Source organism: Salinicola sp. 4072, from assembly GCF_036663415.1.
GTDB classification, from domain to species: Bacteria; Pseudomonadota; Gammaproteobacteria; order Pseudomonadales; family Halomonadaceae; genus Salinicola; species Salinicola salarius_A.
In genome coordinates, this window is sequence record NZ_JAXOVV010000041.1 from 1 (window position 1) to 17,217 (window position 17,217).

The 17,217-nt window shown below is 55.1% G+C and carries 12 protein-coding genes and 1 pseudogene; 10 read left to right on the forward strand and 3 right to left on the reverse strand.

Annotation, left to right across the window (positions count from 1 at the left end; translation table 11 throughout):
• Positions 1 to 38: 38 nt before the first annotated feature.
• The 6 genes from R3F72_RS17605 to R3F72_RS17630 all read left to right on the forward strand — a co-directional run bounded on the left by R3F72_RS17605 (position 39) and on the right by R3F72_RS17630 (position 7,128).
• Positions 39 to 239, forward strand: coding sequence for a topoisomerase DNA-binding C4 zinc finger domain-containing protein (locus R3F72_RS17605; protein WP_332780373.1), 201 nt, complete (start codon positions 39 to 41; stop codon positions 237 to 239).
• Between the two features lie 105 nt (positions 240 to 344).
• Positions 345 to 716: a histone-like nucleoid-structuring protein, MvaT/MvaU family gene (locus R3F72_RS17610; protein WP_087721122.1), complete on the forward strand. Its 372-nt coding sequence runs from the start codon at positions 345 to 347 to the stop codon at positions 714 to 716.
• Positions 717 to 1,101: 385 nt separating this feature from the next.
• Positions 1,102 to 2,403, forward strand: a complete 1,302-nt coding sequence (locus tag R3F72_RS17615) for a TolC family protein (protein ID WP_332780364.1) — start codon at positions 1,102 to 1,104, stop codon at positions 2,401 to 2,403.
• Positions 2,404 to 2,466: 63 nt separating this feature from the next.
• A complete protein-coding gene (locus tag R3F72_RS17620; RefSeq protein WP_332780365.1) occupies positions 2,467 to 3,645 on the forward strand; it encodes an efflux RND transporter periplasmic adaptor subunit in 1,179 nt (392 codons plus the stop codon).
• Positions 3,646 to 3,659: 14 nt separating this feature from the next.
• Positions 3,660 to 6,767: an efflux RND transporter permease subunit gene (locus tag R3F72_RS17625; RefSeq protein ID WP_332780366.1), complete on the forward strand. Its 3,108-nt coding sequence runs from the start codon at positions 3,660 to 3,662 to the stop codon at positions 6,765 to 6,767.
• 16 nt (positions 6,768 to 6,783) lie between these two features.
• Entirely contained in the window at positions 6,784 to 7,128 is a 345-nt protein-coding gene (locus tag R3F72_RS17630) for a P-II family nitrogen regulator (protein WP_036208664.1), read from the forward strand.
• 50 nt (positions 7,129 to 7,178) lie between these two features.
• Here R3F72_RS17630 and R3F72_RS17635 read toward each other — a convergent pair whose 3' ends face one another.
• Positions 7,179 to 7,910, reverse strand: a complete 732-nt coding sequence (locus R3F72_RS17635; RefSeq protein WP_332780367.1) for a hypothetical protein — start codon at positions 7,908 to 7,910, stop codon at positions 7,179 to 7,181.
• Positions 7,911 to 8,185: 275 nt separating this feature from the next.
• On the opposite strand from R3F72_RS17635, the gene R3F72_RS17640 reads away from it, so the two are divergent.
• The 3 genes from R3F72_RS17640 to R3F72_RS17650 are packed head-to-tail and all read left to right on the forward strand — an operon-like array spanning position 8,186 to position 13,941.
• Positions 8,186 to 9,406 carry a TolC family protein gene (locus tag R3F72_RS17640; RefSeq protein WP_332780368.1) on the forward strand — a complete coding sequence of 407 codons (1,221 nt, stop codon included), beginning with the start codon at positions 8,186 to 8,188 and terminating at the stop codon, positions 9,404 to 9,406.
• A gap of 21 nt (positions 9,407 to 9,427) precedes the next feature.
• Complete coding sequence (locus R3F72_RS17645) at positions 9,428 to 10,729, forward strand: efflux RND transporter periplasmic adaptor subunit (RefSeq protein WP_332780369.1); 1,302 nt, start codon at positions 9,428 to 9,430, stop codon at positions 10,727 to 10,729.
• A 14-nt stretch (positions 10,730 to 10,743) separates the two neighbouring features.
• Positions 10,744 to 13,941, forward strand: coding sequence for an efflux RND transporter permease subunit (locus tag R3F72_RS17650; protein ID WP_332780370.1), 3,198 nt, complete (start codon positions 10,744 to 10,746; stop codon positions 13,939 to 13,941).
• A 128-nt stretch (positions 13,942 to 14,069) separates the two neighbouring features.
• Here R3F72_RS17650 and R3F72_RS17655 read toward each other — a convergent pair whose 3' ends face one another.
• Together R3F72_RS17655 and R3F72_RS17660 are read right to left on the reverse strand one after the other, a co-directional pair.
• Positions 14,070 to 15,392 carry a sensor histidine kinase gene (locus R3F72_RS17655; RefSeq protein WP_127401876.1) on the reverse strand — a complete coding sequence of 441 codons (1,323 nt, stop codon included), beginning with the start codon at positions 15,390 to 15,392 and terminating at the stop codon, positions 14,070 to 14,072.
• A gap of 29 nt (positions 15,393 to 15,421) precedes the next feature.
• Entirely contained in the window at positions 15,422 to 16,093 is a 672-nt protein-coding gene (locus R3F72_RS17660) for a response regulator transcription factor (protein ID WP_332780371.1), read from the reverse strand.
• A gap of 72 nt (positions 16,094 to 16,165) precedes the next feature.
• On the opposite strand from R3F72_RS17660, the pseudogene R3F72_RS17665 reads away from it, so the two are divergent.
• A pseudogene (locus tag R3F72_RS17665) lies at positions 16,166 to 16,897 on the forward strand (transposase); the annotation flags it as partial.
• Positions 16,898 to 17,217 lie beyond the last annotated feature (320 nt).

Genomic DNA, 17,217 nt, shown 5'->3' on the forward strand with positions numbered 1-17,217 from the left:
TCGATAAGCTTATTGAGATCGCGCTCCAGCAGCCTCAGTTGAATCTGCCCGAGGCACTCAGCGAAACCTGTCCCAAGTGTCAGGCGAAAATGCGCAAGCGCAAGAGCAGCAATGGCCCCTTCTGGTCTTGCTCCCGCTATCCGGATTGCACTGGGGCTAGGGCCATCTCCAAACCAATCGCGAAAAGGACTTCTCGAAGTTCGAATAAAACAGGCGGAAGCCGTAAACCGAAACCTTGAAGTAATTTCCTGAGCCACTTAAGGAATTTCAACCTTGCAGATAAAATCTGCCTTTGCCGTTATAATGTTCTGCTGACCATAGCTTAAAAAGCGAAGATTTAATCTGTGTCATTGCTAAGTGAATACGCAAAGAAAGAGCAACTCCTGAAGCAGCTCTCCGAAGAGCTCAAGGCATTGGAGAGTGACCAGCGCCTACAAAGCGAGATCGAATTTAAAACCAAGCTTGAAGCTCTGATGAATGAGTACGGCAAGAAGGCCAAGGATGTTATCGAGCTGCTTTCGCCCAGCGATTCGAGCAACGCTTCGAATGTCTCGACCGCGAGTCGTCGGCGGAAAAGAAAACTCAAAATCTACAAAAACCCTAACACCGGTGAGGTCATCGAAACCCGGGGTGGGAACCACAAGGTGCTTAAGTCTTGGAAAGACGAGCACGGTGCGGATACCGTCGAAGGGTGGGTCGTGCGGGAAGAAGACTGATACCTGTGATCGTAGCTGTGCTGACGAACAGTATGCTGGCTTGATGAAGTGAGGTGACTAGCTGATAATGGTCAAGCACCCCGTTGCCAACTGACGGTCATCAGTTGGTCCCTTTGGACTCTCCTTGGGTCCGAACCCAAAGCGCTATCACCTGGCGAAAGAGCGCACCCACTCGCAGGCTCCGCTTGCACTACATTGGCGCCCGCCTCAACGCCGGGTGACTCGACATCCTCGCCCTTACCTCTGCCTCCTGCTGCCAAAACTCACATATTATCTGGTGTCTGAATTTCAAACTGTATTAAAGGTTTGTCTGTAAGGTCGTTCCAGATTCCCACGCAAAAATGCTGACTCACTGACCTCAGTCAAACAGCCAGGATGATACTGAATGAACAAACGATTGTTGTTGTGCGCGATGATAGTTCCGGGAGCCTTGGCCGTCTCTCCTATGGTGTCGGCCCAGGCAAAAGAGAGTGTGTCGCTGAAAGAATATCAGCAGGCCAAAGCCAGCCAGGCTGTTTCCCTGAACCAGGCCATGGTGATGGCTTTCGAGAATAGCCCGGTATTGGCTTTGAGGCGGGCCGCGGTCTCGATGCAGCAGGGCCAGCTTGACCATGCCAGCCGCTGGGCGCCCAGCAATCCAGAGTTTGAGGTGGGGGGGCGTCAGGCCCCGGAGCAGGCTGATGAGTCCCTGGAATACGGGGTTAGGGTTACTCAGGAGATCTGGATGGGTAACCGCGGCGACCTTGGCCAGTCGCGTGCCCGGAGCAATCTCACGTCCTGGCAACAGGAGCTTGAATACCTGAAGGTGGCCACCAAGGCGCGCGTACGGGCCGCCTATTTCCGGATACTGCTGGCTCAGAAAGAGTTGGAAACCGCAACCCGTGCCGTTGACCTGATGCAACGCACCAAAGACCTGGTTGAAATGTCCGTAAAACAGGGTAAACAAACCCGGATTGATCTCAATACCGCAGTCATTGGGCTTGCCAGGGCCCGGAATCAGAAAGCCTCGGCGGAACAAAAGCTCGAGCAATCAAAAATTGACCTTACCGAAGTGCTCGGGGTGTCCCCCTCCGATGCCGTTGGGGTGACCGGCGAGCTTGATGTGACGCCCGAAGACCTGCCTCCGACCAGCCAGCTTGTCGAGATGGCACAGAGTCAGAGAGCGGACCTGAAAGCGGCGGCCGCCAGAATTGCAGCGGATGAATCTAGCCTTGAAATTGCGAAAAGCCTGACGATTCCAAATCTGAAAGTCTTCGGATCCTATGATCGTGAGGGAGGCTCCAACCTTTTCGGTGCAGGGGTGTCGATGCCTTTGACCGTTTTTCATGATTATTCCGGTGAGCAGAGACAAGCTGCTGCGCGGCTGAAAACCTCCGAGCTTGAGGCAGAGGCCTTGCGCCTGGCTACAGAGCGTCAGGTTGTGTCAGCTGTGGCCCGGTATGAATCCACCGCCGTTCGGCTGCGCCAGATGAACGAGTCGATCCTGGAGCGTTCAGAGGAAACATTACAACTGATGCAGAAAGCATTTCGGGCGGGCAAGGTCGGTGCCTCGGATGTTCTGGCAGCACAGGACAATCTCCTGTCGGTAAGGCAGGAATACGTTCAGGCGCAGAATGATTATATCGATGCCGTCCGGGCGCTGGAGATAAGCACAGGAGGTGCTCTGTCGATGTCAGCCGGTTCCTGAGGGTATGAAACTCAAAATTGACCGTTCTCTTAGTACCGTTCTCTAAATATTGAGGGTGAATGAATGATTCGCAATCTGAAGATATTTTTAATCGTTGTCAGCGTTCTGGGTATGCCGCAGGTATACGCTGCCGGAGAAGCCGAGGGTGACCAGCACGCAAATGAAGAAGCCGGGCATGCTGGAGAGGAAAGCCAGTCCCGCAGAATTCATTTGACGCCGGAGCAGACAGAGTTACTGTCGATTCAGACTGTGGCGGCTGCCAAGGGGCGCGCTGGCGCAATTGTTACGGCACCTGCCGAGATTCAGTATGTGCCGGACCGCGTGGCCGAGGTTGGTCCGCTGCTGGAGGGAAAACTGACAGGGTTGGCGGTTGATCTGGGGGATCGTGTCAATAAGGGGCAGTTACTGGCAACCCTGAACAGTGTGGAGCTAGCCCGGATTCGCTCCCGGTTAATCTCGCTGGAGGCCCGCAAAGAAGCGGCCGAGTCTGACTACAATCGTGAAAGGGAGTTGCAGGGACAGGGTATTTCCAGTGAAGAAGAGTTCCTGGATGCCAAGGCTGCCTTTCTTGAAACAAAAGCGGAGTACGATTCCGTGCGGGAACAACTGGCGGTTTACGGCAGCGAGTCGTCAGGTGACAGTGGGGGGCTGGCGCAATACGCGCTCCGCTCACCCATTGAGGGGCGTGTCGAGCAGATGCATGTTCGTCTGGGGCAAACGCTGAGTCCGTCGGATACGCCTTTCATCGTGGCGGATGCCTCGGTGTTGTGGGCCATTCTTCAGGTGTCCGAATCCGATATTGACCAGATTTCAACGGGAGACGAGGTTCAGATTTCCTCCAGGGATTCAAGTTCTGACCGGTTTCACAGTGGGCAGGTATCCTGGGTGTCGAGCATGCTCGATGAAAAGACCCGCACCATCCCGGTTCGCGTTGTGCTGGAGTCTCCGAGGGGCGACCTTCGCCCGAATACCTATGCCACGGCCAGAATCATGACGGAATCGGAGGCCTCACTGCCACTGGTTCCGGATGATGCAGTTCAGACCATCGGCGACGATAACGTTGTGTTCGTGCCAGGTGATGAGGCGGGAGCCTACGAGGCGGTTACGGTAACGCTGGGCAAGGAAGCGAACGGCTGGATCGAGATCAAGTCCGGCATCAGCGCGGGCACGGAAGTGGTTTCAGTAGGCGCTTTTGATCTGATGTCGGCCATTACTGCCAGCGGCCGTAGCGCCGATCACTAATTTTTGGGGGGAGCATGATCAACGCAATTGTGAATTATGCGCTGAACAATCGCCTCATGACGATTGTTTTTGCGATCGCCGTGATCGTTGCCGGCGTCTTTTCGTTCAAAAAACTTCCGGTGGACGCGTTTCCGGACGCCACACCGACAATGGTGCAGGTATTCACCGCCAGTCCCGGCCTGTCGCCGGTAGATATTGAAACTCTGATTTCCTATCCCATCGAAATCAGCATGTACGGCATACCGAACCTGACCAAGGTTCAGAGTACGTCGATTTTCGGGCTTTCCCGGGTGACCATCTATTTCGAAGATGGCACCGATATATACTTCGCCAGGCGGCTGGTAAACGAACGGCTTTCAGAAGCCAGGCGCCAGATCCCGGAGGGCATGGGGGAACCCGAACTAGGACCCATCACCACGGGCTTGGGACGTATCCTGATGTATTCCCTGAAAGCTGAGGACGAGAGCCAGTACAGCTTGCAGGAAATCCGCACGATCCAGGACTGGATTGTCAAACCCCAGCTCAGAACCGTGCCGGGTGTAACCGGTGTGCTGTCCATCGGCGGCGAAGTGAAACAGTACCAGGTCAATATCGATGCGCAGAAGCTTCAGGCTAGGAACCTGACAGTGTCTGACGTCCGCGGCGCTCTCACCCAGAATAATCGAAACGTAGGCGCCTCTTTCATTACGCGAGGCGGTGAAGAATATATTGTTCGGGGCTACGGTTGGGTTAATTCAGGTACCGAGGGCATCAAAGATATCCGGAACATCATTGTGTCCAAGAGTGAGGGCGAATCTCCTATTTACGTCAAGGATGTGGCGGAGGTTGGCCTTGGACCGGCGATCCGCCGCGGCGCGCAGGTGTCCTCGGGTGAGGAGTCCGTGGGCGGCTACGTGATGAAATTGATCGGGACCAATACCAGCCAGGTACTCGAGGATGTCAACGCAAAAATCGATGACCTCAACAAGTCGCTTCCTGAGGGGCTGAAGATCGAAGCGTATTACTCCCAGGCGGAGTTGGTGGGCAAGGCCATAGGCACTGTCGAGAAAGCGTTACTTGAGGGCTCGGTTCTGGTGCTGGTGTTCCTCTATCTGTTCCTCGGAAATATTCGTTCCACACTGATCGTGGTGGCGACGTTGCCGTTGTCTGTGCTTTTCGCATTCATTGCGATGCGGATTTCGGGCCTGTCCGCCAATCTGATGAGTCTGGGGGGGCTGGCTATCGGCATCGGTATGATGGTGGACGGCGGCGTTGTGATGATAGAGAACATCTTCCGACATCTGGAAGAACGATCAGAGGAAAAGGTCAGTGTTCTGAGGCTTGTAGGTGAATCTGCCCGGGAAGTGGCTCGTCCGATCGTCTTTGCCATCGGCATCATTATTATTGTCTTTCTGCCGCTATTTACGCTGCAGGGCGTCGAGGGCAAGCTGTTTTCGCCCATGGCCTACACCATCAGTTTTGCGTTGATCGGTGCGCTGTTACTCGCGTTGACGTTGGTGCCGGTTCTGGCCTCGCTGTCATTCAAGATGGGTGGACAACACAAAGAGCCGAAGCTGGTTCTGTTCCTTAACCGGCTTTACAAGCCGGTGGTTGATACTGTCGTCAAGGCTCCGAAAATTGTGATGGGTGTTGCAGTGATTGCCTTTGCGAGTAGCCTCTTGCTATTTCCCTTCCTCGGGAGTGAGTTCGTGCCCACGCTGAGGGAAGGCACTTTCCAGGTTCGCTCAACACTACCGCCGGGTGCCAGCCTGGAATCCGCCATCAAATATGGCAAACGGGTTCAGTCTGTTATAGAGGAATTTCCGGAGGTGACCGGCACCTACGCCAGGATCGGGCGAGCGGAAGTCGGCGGTGACCCTGAGCCGGTAAACGTGGTGTCAACGGTGGTCAACCTCAAGCCGCTGGACCAGTGGCGAGAGGATTTGCGCTATGAGGAGCTGCAGAGTCAGATTGCAGAGGCATTGGAGCAACGGGTTCCGGGGCTGGCCAATAACCTTTCCCAGCCGATTCAGCTCAGAACCGACGAGCTGCTGTCAGGCGTCCAGGCACAATTGGTTGCCAGCATTTTCGGCGATGACCTGAAGGAGCTTGGCCGGATTGGTCAGGAAGTGGCGGCCCTGGCAAAAGAGGTGCCTGGTGCAACGGACGTGCGCGCGCAGCAGAGTGCGGGCAAGAAGCAGATCGTTATTCGGCCTGACCGGGAAGCCCTGGCGCAGTTCGGTATCAGTATTGATGACGTAATGAGCACTGTTGAAGTCGGCATTGGCGGCCAGGGCGCCGGACTGATCTTTGACGGGGTCCGTCGATTCGAGATTTTTGCCCGGCTGCAAGAATCTTACCGTGGGTCCATCGATGAAATAAGAGGGCTTCCACTCAGAGGGAACAGCGGCGAGCTTATTCCGCTTTCACGGGTGGCCGATGTTGAAATGTACGCCGGCCCCAAGAAAATTTCACGCTCCAACGCCAGTCGTCGTCAGTATGTTCAGATGAACGTTCGTGGCCGCGATATGGGCGGTGTTGTTCAGGATTTGCGCAAGCGGATCGAGGAGCAAGTGGATATGCCGCCGGGTTATTTTGTGGAGTTCGGCGGTCAGTTCGAGAATCAGGAAAGGGCCATGGCGCGGCTGGCGATCGTTGTGCCCATTACCCTGGCGCTTATTTTCCTGCTTCTGTTCTCTGCATTCAGCAGTCTGCGCTACGCGGTGCTGATCTTCATGAATGTGCCCTTTGCGATTACCGGTGGCATTGTCGCGCTATTTGTTACGGGGCTTTACCTCTCGGTGCCGGCTGCCGTGGGATTCATTGCGGTGTTTGGCGTAGCCGTACTGAACGGTGTGGTGATGGTGAGCTACATTAATCAGTTGCGGGACGAAGGCTACGAAGTCATTGAAGCGGTCAAGCTGGGCGCTCAACGCCGTTTGCGGCCGGTTTTGATGACTGCCTCTGTGGCTATTCTGGGGCTGATTCCCCTGCTGCTGGCCGATGGCATTGGCTCTAATGTCCAACGGCCACTGGCAACGGTTGTGGTTGGCGGTCTGATCACGTCAACGTTGCTGACGTTGGTAGTGTTGCCCAGCGTGTATCAGTGGTTTGCATCCGAACGTCGTGACGTTGAAGCCTGAAGTCTGGAGACGGTTTATGTATGAAATAAAAGCGTATGTCAGAGAAGTGATGGCAGAGCATGTGGTTGATGCTCTTGCCAGAGTCAAGGGCGTGACAAGCATTGCTGTCGTGCCTCTCAGCGAATTTGGTCATCTGGTCGGCGATGAGTCGCCTCTGGAGAAAGTGAAGATGGTCAAGCTGGAAGTAGACGTAGCGACCGATGATGTCGCTGGTGAAGTTGTGGAACTCATTGTCAGAACGGGCAGAACCCAGGATGGGCACCCGGGTGACGGCAAGGTACTTGTATCCCGTCTGGTTCGGGCTGTTCGTATCGAGGACGGCGAAACCGGTGAGAGTGCACTGGAGCCTGCTTCAAGCTAGTGCTCCGGAAACTGGATGGCGGTTCTGCGGCTTTTGGTTGCGGGCCGCCATCACAGTTCTATCCCCAGTTCCCAGCGATAGATCATATCGTCTGAGTCCGTAGTGAGGCCAAATGCAACGCCCGCCTGGAGTTCCAGAATACTGGAGCCCATTCTGAACTCAGCCAGGATGGCAGGTCCCATCAAATGGTTGTTTTCGGCCCCGTAATACTCCAGCCCTGGCTGAAACGTGTCAGACTTCGTGTAGGCGAACTGTAATGAGCCAGTGGGCTCAAGCTGCTCGTCGTCTTCGCCAAATGAGCGGCTAACCAGAAGGTTCGTCAGGATGCTGTAATGCGCGTATAGCTGTCTCTCGTAAAGTGACCCAAGGGTCACTCCACCGGCTTTTTGGCCATGTTCTTTTGACAGTTCAATGAACAAGCCCGCAGCGCTCTCAGTGTCTTGAAAAAAGTTTCCAATCAGTTCGATTTCGTATTCCTCAAGTGAATACGCTCGCCCCGGTCTCTTGATTGCGTTGAAGTTAAGTTCGGCGCTCAGGCGTTCAGATAGCCCGTAACCCACCTCCCACTGATCGGCACGAAGGTTGTCAATTTCGCTCCCCTCACTGTCCAGAAACGCCCCAACCACTCCGATTTCGAGATCCCCCGCAGTTACCCGGGGGGAGTAAATTTCATCGACTGCGAGCTCTGATTTGACCGTGAGGGGCCATAACAGAACCAGGAAAGCCAGTTTGAGTTTGAATACGTGGCGCGGTGCGCCTGCTTTATTCGTTGCTCCAGACATAGATCACCTTGATAAAGTGTTGGAAAGTAAGGGGCATCGAATGACAGGCTATTGATCTGAACGCTGCAGAAACATAAGCCTTTGGTGCTCATTTTGTCCGTCAAAAGGACGGTCCGGGAATGCTGCTGGAGCCGGAGAGCGGTTTCTTTTGTGGATGACGCTTCGAATTCAAGTTCATTTCAATCCTTTCACTTACTATCTCGGGCTCTTCCTGCCTCATCATGGACGCCTCGCGCCTATGAATTGTGGCTAACAACCCCTTCGGGAGAAAGTCGATGAAGGCAAGCAAGCACTCGCCCAGGGCGTTGCTGTGTTCAGTACTATTGTCTATTCCTCTGTTCGGTCAAGCGGAGACTGTGAATTGGACAAATTGGCTCACTGGCCAGATAAGCAAGCATCCGGATGTCATGGCGGCGACAGAGCAGGCGGCAGCCCGGAATTCGGATGCAGAGGCAAGCGAACAACCGCTGTATAACCCGGAGCTGTCTGTTGGAGCAGACAGAACGGGCAGTGAAAACAACTTTGAGGCAGGGCTGTCACAAACGATCGATTGGTCTGATCAACAGGGTGCGCTAAAGGATAAGGCAAAGCTGATCAGGCTTTCCGCACAAGCTGATTTGAACGAGACGATTTTGGCACAAACGTCTGAGTCGCTGTTTGCGCTTGTCGAGTGGCGCGCGGCGACGCGTGCCGAAGAAATTGCGGAATCTCAACAACACCGTCTGGATGCCTTGCTGGACCAGGTTGAGCAACGCCAGCAGGCAGGCGATCTGGGGCGTACCGACGCAGAGCTGCTTTTTTTAAGCCTTTCTCAACAGCTCAGTGAACTCGCTCAGGCAAAGGCTGCAGTTGATCAGGCGCAAGCCCGGGTCAGAGAGCTTCTGCCGGATTGGCAGCCTCAGGATGGGGGGATTCCCGGGCACATTTGGCCGGCTCTTGAATCCAGGGTCGACAATGACAATCTGCTGGCTCATCCGTCAATTGCTGCTGCCCGCGCGAGGTGGCAGGTGCTGCGGAGCGAAGCCGAGGTGGCCAGGCGCAGAGCGGCGGCATCGCCAACGGTCGGGCTTAGCGGAGGGCGTGATGGCGGCGAGAATCTGGTTGGCCTGACGTTCTCGATCCCTCTGAATGTCCGTAATAACTACCGTGCCGAAATCCAAGCTGCCAACCGACGATCATTAGAGGCCGAAGCTCGGTTTCAGGCACTTTATCGGAAGCAGCAGTATGATCTGGCGGGCGCCCGAGCTGCCTGGAAGCGATACGACACCCAACTTCGTCGATGGACAGAACTCTCCCAGGGGCGTGTACAGCGAAGTGCTGATTTGCTTGAGAAGCAGTGGCAGGTCGGCGACCTCTCCACCTCTGAGTATCTCCAGGCGCTGGGCCAGCGCGCGGAGAGCCTGAAAACCGGTATTGAACTGGAAAAGCTGGCGCAACTGGGTCTGATTGAGCTCTTGAGTCAGTCTGGCGAACTGATCACCCTCTTCCAATACTAGTCTGGAAACTGGATATTCATTATGAAAAAAACTCTGATTTCTGTATTCGCATTGACGTTGCTTACAGCCCCACTTTCTTTTGTACAGGCAGAGGAAGATGCTCATCAGGAAGCCGGTCATGATCATGCTGCCAGTGGCGACGATCATCAGGAAGTCACCGGTGAGGAGGGCGAGTATAAGGAAGATCATGGTGAAGAAGGTGAGCATGAGGAGGAAGGTGAGCATGAGGAGGAAGGTGATCATGAAGAGGAAGGTGATCATGAAGAGGAAGGGGGGCACGGCCACGAAGATGAGAACGGTGGCCATGAAGAAACAGCCACCGCGAGCCTCAATGCCAAACAGAAAGACCTGGCCGGCATTGAAGTGGCAACGCTCGAAAGCAAGCGCGTTGACTATGAAATATACGCGCCCGGTGAGCTGCTAACCAACGGCTATACCAGCTATCACGTGTCCCCCCGGGTTGCCTCAGTGGTGCTGCGGCGTCACGTGGAACTGGGTGAGCACGTAACCAAGGGCCAGCCGCTGGTAACCCTGTTCAGTGAGACGGTGGCACAGGCGCAGGCGGATTACAGGAAAGCTTTTCCTGAATGGAAGCGAATCAGCGGGCTGGGTCGTTCCGTGGTTGGCGATCAGCGGTTCAATACAGCGAAAGCCAACATTGAAGCAGCAAGGGCGACTCTGCTTGCTTACGGGCTGAACGATGATGACATTGGTGCGTTGAAGGCCAGCGGGGTGGATAGTCTCGGTGAATACATGCTCAGGGCTCGCGTGGATGGTGCAGTACTGACCGATGAGTTTGAGCAAGGACAAAGAGTTGAGGCTGGCCAGCCGCTGGTGACTCTTGCTGATGAGAGTGAGCTTTGGGTAGAAGCCCATCTGCCAGCAAGCTCCGACATTGTTCTAGAGAAGGGCGCGGAAGCCGAAGTCAGGGCAGCGGGTCGTGTGGCCCTGGCAACGGTGTCCCAGGAAGCCCACACCATTGATCCTGTGACCCGCACGCGGATTGTCAGGCTTGAGCTGGACAATCCTGAAGATCGTTTTCATCCAGGAATGTTCGCAGATGTGTATTTTCGTTTTAAGACCAGCGAGCCGGTGCTTGCCGTGCCGGAGACTGCATTGATGCGTGGCGCGGACGGCGACTGGACGGTCTATGTGGAAGAGGCCGAAGGCGAGTATGAACCCGTGGAAGTGGAACTGGGCCGCTCAATAGGCGGGCTCCGTGAGGTTTCCGGCCTGGCTGCGGGCCAACGAGTCGTTTTGCGGGGCGCATTTTTTGTGGCCTCTGAGATTGCCAAAGGCGGCTTTGATCCGCACAACCACTGATTCCGGGAGCCATTATGTTCAACCGAGTAGTCGACTGGGCGGTTCAGAACCGCCTGTTGGTTCTTATTGCGCTTGCAGTGCTTATCGCCACGGCCGCGTTTCAGATACCAAAACTGAATCTTGATGCTTTCCCCGACGTTACAAACGTCCAGGTCGCTGTTAATACAGAGGCGCCCGGACTTGCGGCTGAGGAAGTCGAGCAGCTGATCACCTATCCCATTGAAGCGGTGATGTATGCGTTGCCGGATGTTGAGGAGGTTCGGTCCATCTCCAAAACCGGGTTGTCTGGTGTCACCGTGGTCTTTAAAGAGGGCACGGATATCTATTTCGCGCGCCAGTTGGTGTTCGAACGGTTACAGGCCGCGCGGGAGCTGATTCCGGATGGTGTCGGTGTGCCTGAAATGGGCCCGAATACGTCCGGTCTCGGCCAGGTCTACCAGTACCTGCTGATAGCGGACCCGGATTCGGGGTACGACGCAATGGAACTACGCAGCTTGCACGACTGGCTGGTCAAACTGTTGCTGATACCGGCTGAAGGGGTTACGGAAATCCTGTCGTTTGGCGGAGAGGTCCGCCAGTACCAGGTTAACCTGAACCCGGCGCGAATGCTGTCCTATGACTTATCACAGAACGATGTCATGGAAGCCCTGGAGAACAACAACTCCAATGTTGGGGGCTGGTATATGGGCCGCGGGCAGGAGCAGTTGGTTATTCGCGGTATGGGCTGGCTGGGTAATGGCGAGCAGGGGCTCGAGCAGATCCGTCAGGTGCCCGTTAAAACCAGTGATGGCATTACAGTGACAGTGAACGATGTCGCCGAGGTAGCGCTGGGCACTGAAATTCGCCAGGGTGCGGTAACCATGACCCGGAAGGATGAAGCCGGTCAGGTTGAACAACTGGGTGAAGTGGTTTCTGGCATTGTACTCAAACGAATGGGGGCCAACACAAAAGCCACCATCGACGGCATCGAGGCCCGCATTGATCGCATAAATCAGGCGCTTCCGAGTGGGGTTCGTTTTGAGCCCTATTACAACCAGGCGGATCTGGTGACCAAGGCCGTAGAGACGGTGACCAATGCGCTTTTGTTGGCTTTTGTGTTTATTGCGATTGTGCTTGCCCTGTTCCTGATGAATCTGCGGGCAACAACGCTCGTGCTGCTTTCTATACCGATTTCTATCGGTATTGCGCTGATGATCATGGCCTGGTTCGGTCTCTCGGCCAACTTGATGTCTCTGGGCGGCATTGCTGTGGCAATTGGCATGCTGGTGGACGGCTCTGTTGTTATGGTCGAGAACATGTTCAAACATCTGGCGCATCCCGATGCTGAGCATGACGCCCACCGGAATGAGTTGGCTGAAGGCGACCCCGATCCGCTGGATGCATCGCACGATGATCGTGGCATTGCACTTCGACTGCAGGAAGCGGGCCGGGAAGTGGCGCGGCCGATCTTTTTCGCGACGGCGATTATCCTGGTCGTTTTCATGCCTCTGTTCAGCTTTGAAGGTGTGGAAGCCAAGCTTTTCCAGCCAATGGCGATCAGCATCATGCTGGCCATTGTGTCCGCTGTGATCGTCGCTCTGGTGGTTGTACCCGCGCTGGCGTCATACATGTTCCGTAAGGGTATCCGGGAGCGGGAAAGCTTCATTCTAAAACCCCTGGAAAAGCTCTATCGCATGGGGCTTGCCTGGTCACTGAAGCATAGCCGCGTGGTTGTTGGCGCGTCGGCTGTTCTTGTTGTGCTGGCGGCGCTGATTGTGCCACGACTCGGCACTGAGTTCGTGCCTGAATTGGAAGAGGGAACGATTAACCTCCGGGTGACTCTGGCTCCCTCATCAAGCCTCGATACGGCGCTTGAAGTGGCGCCAAAACTGGAGGCCATGCTGATGGAGTTTCCAGAGGTGACTTACGCTCTGTCCAGGGCTGGCCGAGCAGAAATAGGCGGCGACCCGGAGCCAGTTAACAACATAGAGGTCTATATTGGCTTAAAACCAACTTCGGAGTGGACCAGCGCCAGTAATCGCTATGAATTGCAGGCTCTGTTTGAGGAGAAGCTCGAACAGCACCCGGGACTACTGTTTAACTTTTCTCAGCCTATCGGGACTCGGGTTGATGAATTGTTGTCAGGTGTTCGTGCGCAGTTGGCCATCAAACTCTTTGGCCCGGATCTCGACGTACTGGCGGAGAAAGGCCAGCAGATTGAAGCGGCGGTCCGAACCGTTCAGGGAACACAGGATGTGGCCATGGAGCAGATTGCCGGTGAAGCGCAGTTGGTGGTTCAGCCAGACCGTCAGGCACTTTCCCGGTACGGACTCGCCGTGTCTGATGTGATGAGTGTCGTCCGGGACGGACTGGGTGGTGCCGCCGCGGGCCAGATCATCAACGGAAATGAGCGGTACGATATCTATGTGCGCCTGGCCAAACGTTTCCGGGAAGACCGGGATGCCATTGCTGATCTCAGGTTGCAGGCGCCTTCCGGAGCCTGGGTGAGACTCGGTGATGTGGCCGATGTGTCTATTGAGTCTGGCCCGCCCCAGGTGCGCCGCGACGACGTTCAGCGCCGTGTGGTCATTCAGTCCAATGTGCAGGGTCGTGACATGGGCAGTGTGGTTGCCGATATTCAGGATACCATCGCGTCAGAAGTGAACCTTCCCCCCGGCTATTCGGTGGATATTGGTGGTCAGTTCGAAAACCAGCAGCGAGCTCAGAAACGATTGACCATTGTGGTACCTGTATCTCTGGGCCTGATTGCACTGCTGCTGTACTTTGCTTTCAGTTCGGTCGGTCAGGCACTGTTAATTCTGGTCAACGTGCCGCTTGCTGTCATTGGTGGCGTCTTTTCACTCTGGATCTCCGGCCAGTATCTCTCAGTGCCCAGTTCCGTTGGATTTATCACTTTGTTTGGTGTGGCGGTGCTCAACGGGGTCGTTATGGTCGAAAGCATCAATCAGCGAATACAGGATGGATTGAACGTGGATACCGCGGTGTTTGAAGGTGCCGTCTCCCGTTTGCGTCCTGTCTTGATGACAGCAATAACCTCGGCGCTCGGTTTGATACCGATGCTGTTGTCGACGGGCGTGGGTGCTGAAATCCAGAAGCCACTGGCCAGCGTGATTGTTGGCGGCCTTATCACCGCAACTTTCCTGACGCTGTTTGTTTTGCCGGTTCTGTTCGGTCGCTTTTCGAGAGCCAAGGTGGGTGATATTCAGCGGTAGAACATAGGGAAGGCCGCAGGGAGTCTGTAAGTGGATGAGTTCATGTTGTCCGGTGAGCTCGTTCACGGGCAACCTCCGGAGCAGAGCCGAGAGCCTGAAGGCCGGATGTGTCATGATGAGTGGTCTCGCTAGTCCGGAAACGGCAGTAAAATCATAATCCTGGCTCCTCCGTTTTTCGAGGATCCGATTTCCAGGTGTCCGAGGTTGTCTTCGACAATCTCGGACACGATGGACAATCCGAGCCCAAATCCGGCGACCGTTTCATCCAGCCTGGTGCCCCTGTCCATGACAGTGGCTGCCGCCTCGGGAGAAATTCCGGGGCCATCGTCCGTTACTTCTATGGAGAGTCCTGATGACGTGCGGACGATTGTAACGTCGACGGTTGTCTGGCACCACTTTCCACCATTTTCGAGTAAATTGCCAAGCAGCTCTGAAAGATCCTGCCGCTCCATTGGCCAACTGAAGTTTTCGGGTAAGGTGGTGTGGAGGCGGAAAACCGTATCAGGGAATATTTTTTCCATGACGGTGATGACACTTGCCGTGATTTCAACCGGCATGCACGTTCGTCCCATCTGTCTGCCTGATATGTCTGCCTTGCTCATCCGGTAGTTCAGGGATTTGTCAAGCTCCCGCAAGTTAGAGGTCATAAACACAATATCCTCCCGGGACGGAGGCAAGGTGTCGATGTCCGACAAAATGGCAAGATTGGCAGAGATAGAGGTTTTGACCAGGTGAGAGAGATCAGAATTCAGGCGGCGGTGGCGGTCCAGACGCCGGTTTGACAGCTCAAGCAAATCATTGAGCTGGCGGATCAGCGGACGAAACTCTTCCGGTACGTGAGGGTTCAGACGACTTTGTTTCCCGGATTGGAGCCGTCTCAGATCCTCTTTTATCTTACTGATGGGCTTTAACGTCAGATGTGTGGTGGTTCCAATCAGAGCCAGCAGTATCGCGAGAAGAACGGCCGAGGCGCCGAGCAATGTCAGGTGGGCCTTCAGCGGTCGTTCAGAGAGCGCCCCCTCGGTTTCAAGAACGCTGATTGAGGCCAGTTTTTCACTGGCGGAGAAAATGCGTTTGAGCCCGAAAAGCGTGTTCGCACCCTGCGCTATGTGGATGAAACCCTCGGGCTTCTCTGCAGCGCCCTGCAGTTGGCTCTGGTCAAAGTTCGGGCTCGCCAGGACGCTTCCGCTAGCCGTTTCGATGACGATGGCATGCCCCAGAAGCATTTCAAACTGATTGATCATGTTGCTGAGGTCGTCGGTTGTGGGGGATTCAGCCTCAATGATTGCCTGAAAGTTTTCCAGCTCTTTGTTCAGGTGTTGCTTCCTGGACTCGTCCGATAGTTGCTTTATCACGTAGGTGTGTGAAAAGAATATCAGAGTAAAATATACGAGGCTGAAAACAGCACCATACTGAATGGCTGTTCTGCGGATACTTTTCGGAGCAGACATATTTTAACCTGGTTGGTTCACTCGGGCGTTCAGCGGTTAGGATCTTTTTCGAAGTAGTAGCCCTGGCCACGCAATGTTTTTATTTTATTGACCCCTATTATTTTTCTAAGCCGGGTTATGTAAACCTGAACGACATTTCTGGTGGGGCATCTTTCTATGTTGTAGAGGGATTCAACCAGTTCGTCCAGGGAAAACACCCGGTCCGGTGAACGGAGGAAACACTGTAAAAGGCGGAATTCCGTAGCTGTCAGTCTGAACTCTTTCTGGTCGGGCGTGGTAAACGTTCGGTAGGTGGCGTTGAGACTGAATCCGTCAACACTGATCTGGTCTGTCGTTCTGCCGTCCTTTCTTCGGATAATCGCACTGAGCCGGGCTTTCAGTTCATCAAACTCAAACGGTTTGGGAAGGTAATCATCAGCTCCCGCATTCAACCCTTCTACTCTCTCAGTCCAGTTGGAGCGTGCGGTCAGAATAAGGATGGCCTCTTTTTTCCCGTTTTTTCTCCATCTTTGCATTAAAGAAAGTCCATTTTCATCGGGCAGTCCGATATCGAGAATAACGGCCTGGTAGGAGCTTGTTTCAATCAACGAGTCCGCTTCTTTGCCGGTTTTGGCGATATCTACTGTGTAGTGCGCCTGCGCAAGCCAGCCCGATATTTTTTTGGCAAGTACAGCATTGTCTTCAACAATCAGAATTTTCATTTGTAAGCGCCGTTTTTCGTGGTGGGAAAGTTTCGCTCGTCCGCTATGGATTGTAACAGTAACGAAGGAATCCTCGATATGCAGCGCAAGCAGGAACCGGTGATCTTCGCCGTCCCCGGCCACGGCAAAGACGCCATCAAGGCCTTCAGCGCCTTTCTGGCAGCGCATGGCGGTGACACCGACAACGTGGTCGAGGTCGTGTGCGACATGTCACAAGCCTTCCTCAGCGGCGTGGCCGAGCATCTTCCCAAGGCCGACATCACGGTCGACTGGTTCCATATCGTTCAGACCTTCACCAAGCGGCTGGACGAGGTGCGCAAGAAGGAACGCCGGGAGCAGGGGCATCCCAAGTCGCTGCGCTGGGCCCTGCTGAAAAGCCTCGACAACGAGAACCTGACGCCCAAGCAACTGGCGGCGCTCCAGGAGCTGGTGGCCGATCAGAGCGCCACAGCCGATGCCTGGGTGATCAAAGAGAAGCTGAGCTGGATCCAGAAGGCCCCGACGCCGCGGGCGGCTCGGTGGCGTATCACGAACTACCTCAAGGTCATGAAGGCGGCGGTCACCGAGAAGCCTCTCCTGAAGCCGATGGGGAAGGCCCTGGCGGCGCTGGAGCGCCATGCTGACGCAGTGGTCAGGCGCTGGATCTCGGGACTGACCAACGCACGACTGGAAGGCATGAACGGCCTCTTCCAGGCGGCCAGGTCACGCGCACGTGGCTACCGGAACGAGGCCAACTTCATCGCGATGATCTACCTGATCGGCAGTCCGGTGGGCCGCCTGCTCGATCAGGCCAAATCCACATGAAGTGACGAAGAACCATTTATTTCCTCTGTCTGCTGGCCGAGGAAGCAAAGCTTGCAACCGTACCTATTGCTACACAGAGCCTGACACGCCGTTCTGAGGGATTCGGGGTGGCCGACCCAGAGCTCCCTTTCGAGGGGAAAAGCACTACGCTTTGTCTGAAAAATGATGTCTTGCTAGCCTTTCCTCCCTCAGGCTTGGAGGTATTGTCATGGCAGGACGTTACGAGATTTCCGATCAGGGTTGGACATTGATTGAAGATATCGTTTCGCCTGGCACGCCCGCTGGGCGTGGACGCCCACGCCGCGATGACCGGCAGATGC

Excerpts from the sequence above, each read along its gene's own strand:
- R3F72_RS17615 (WP_332780364.1), top strand. The coding sequence starts at position 1,102 with ATGAACAAACGATTGTTGTTGTGCGCGATGATAGTTCCGGGAGCCTTG.
- R3F72_RS17620 (WP_332780365.1), top strand. The coding sequence starts at position 2,467 with ATGATTCGCAATCTGAAGATATTTTTAATCGTTGTCAGCGTTCTGGGT.
- R3F72_RS17625 (WP_332780366.1), top strand. The coding sequence starts at position 3,660 with ATGATCAACGCAATTGTGAATTATGCGCTGAACAATCGCCTCATGACG.
- R3F72_RS17630 (WP_036208664.1), top strand. The coding sequence starts at position 6,784 with ATGTATGAAATAAAAGCGTATGTCAGAGAAGTGATGGCAGAGCATGTG.
- R3F72_RS17635 (WP_332780367.1), bottom strand. The coding sequence starts at position 7,910 with ATGTCTGGAGCAACGAATAAAGCAGGCGCACCGCGCCACGTATTCAAA.
- R3F72_RS17640 (WP_332780368.1), top strand. The coding sequence starts at position 8,186 with ATGAAGGCAAGCAAGCACTCGCCCAGGGCGTTGCTGTGTTCAGTACTA.
- R3F72_RS17645 (WP_332780369.1), top strand. The coding sequence starts at position 9,428 with ATGAAAAAAACTCTGATTTCTGTATTCGCATTGACGTTGCTTACAGCC.
- R3F72_RS17650 (WP_332780370.1), top strand. The coding sequence starts at position 10,744 with ATGTTCAACCGAGTAGTCGACTGGGCGGTTCAGAACCGCCTGTTGGTT.
- R3F72_RS17655 (WP_127401876.1), bottom strand. The coding sequence starts at position 15,392 with ATGTCTGCTCCGAAAAGTATCCGCAGAACAGCCATTCAGTATGGTGCT.
- R3F72_RS17660 (WP_332780371.1), bottom strand. The coding sequence starts at position 16,093 with ATGAAAATTCTGATTGTTGAAGACAATGCTGTACTTGCCAAAAAAATA.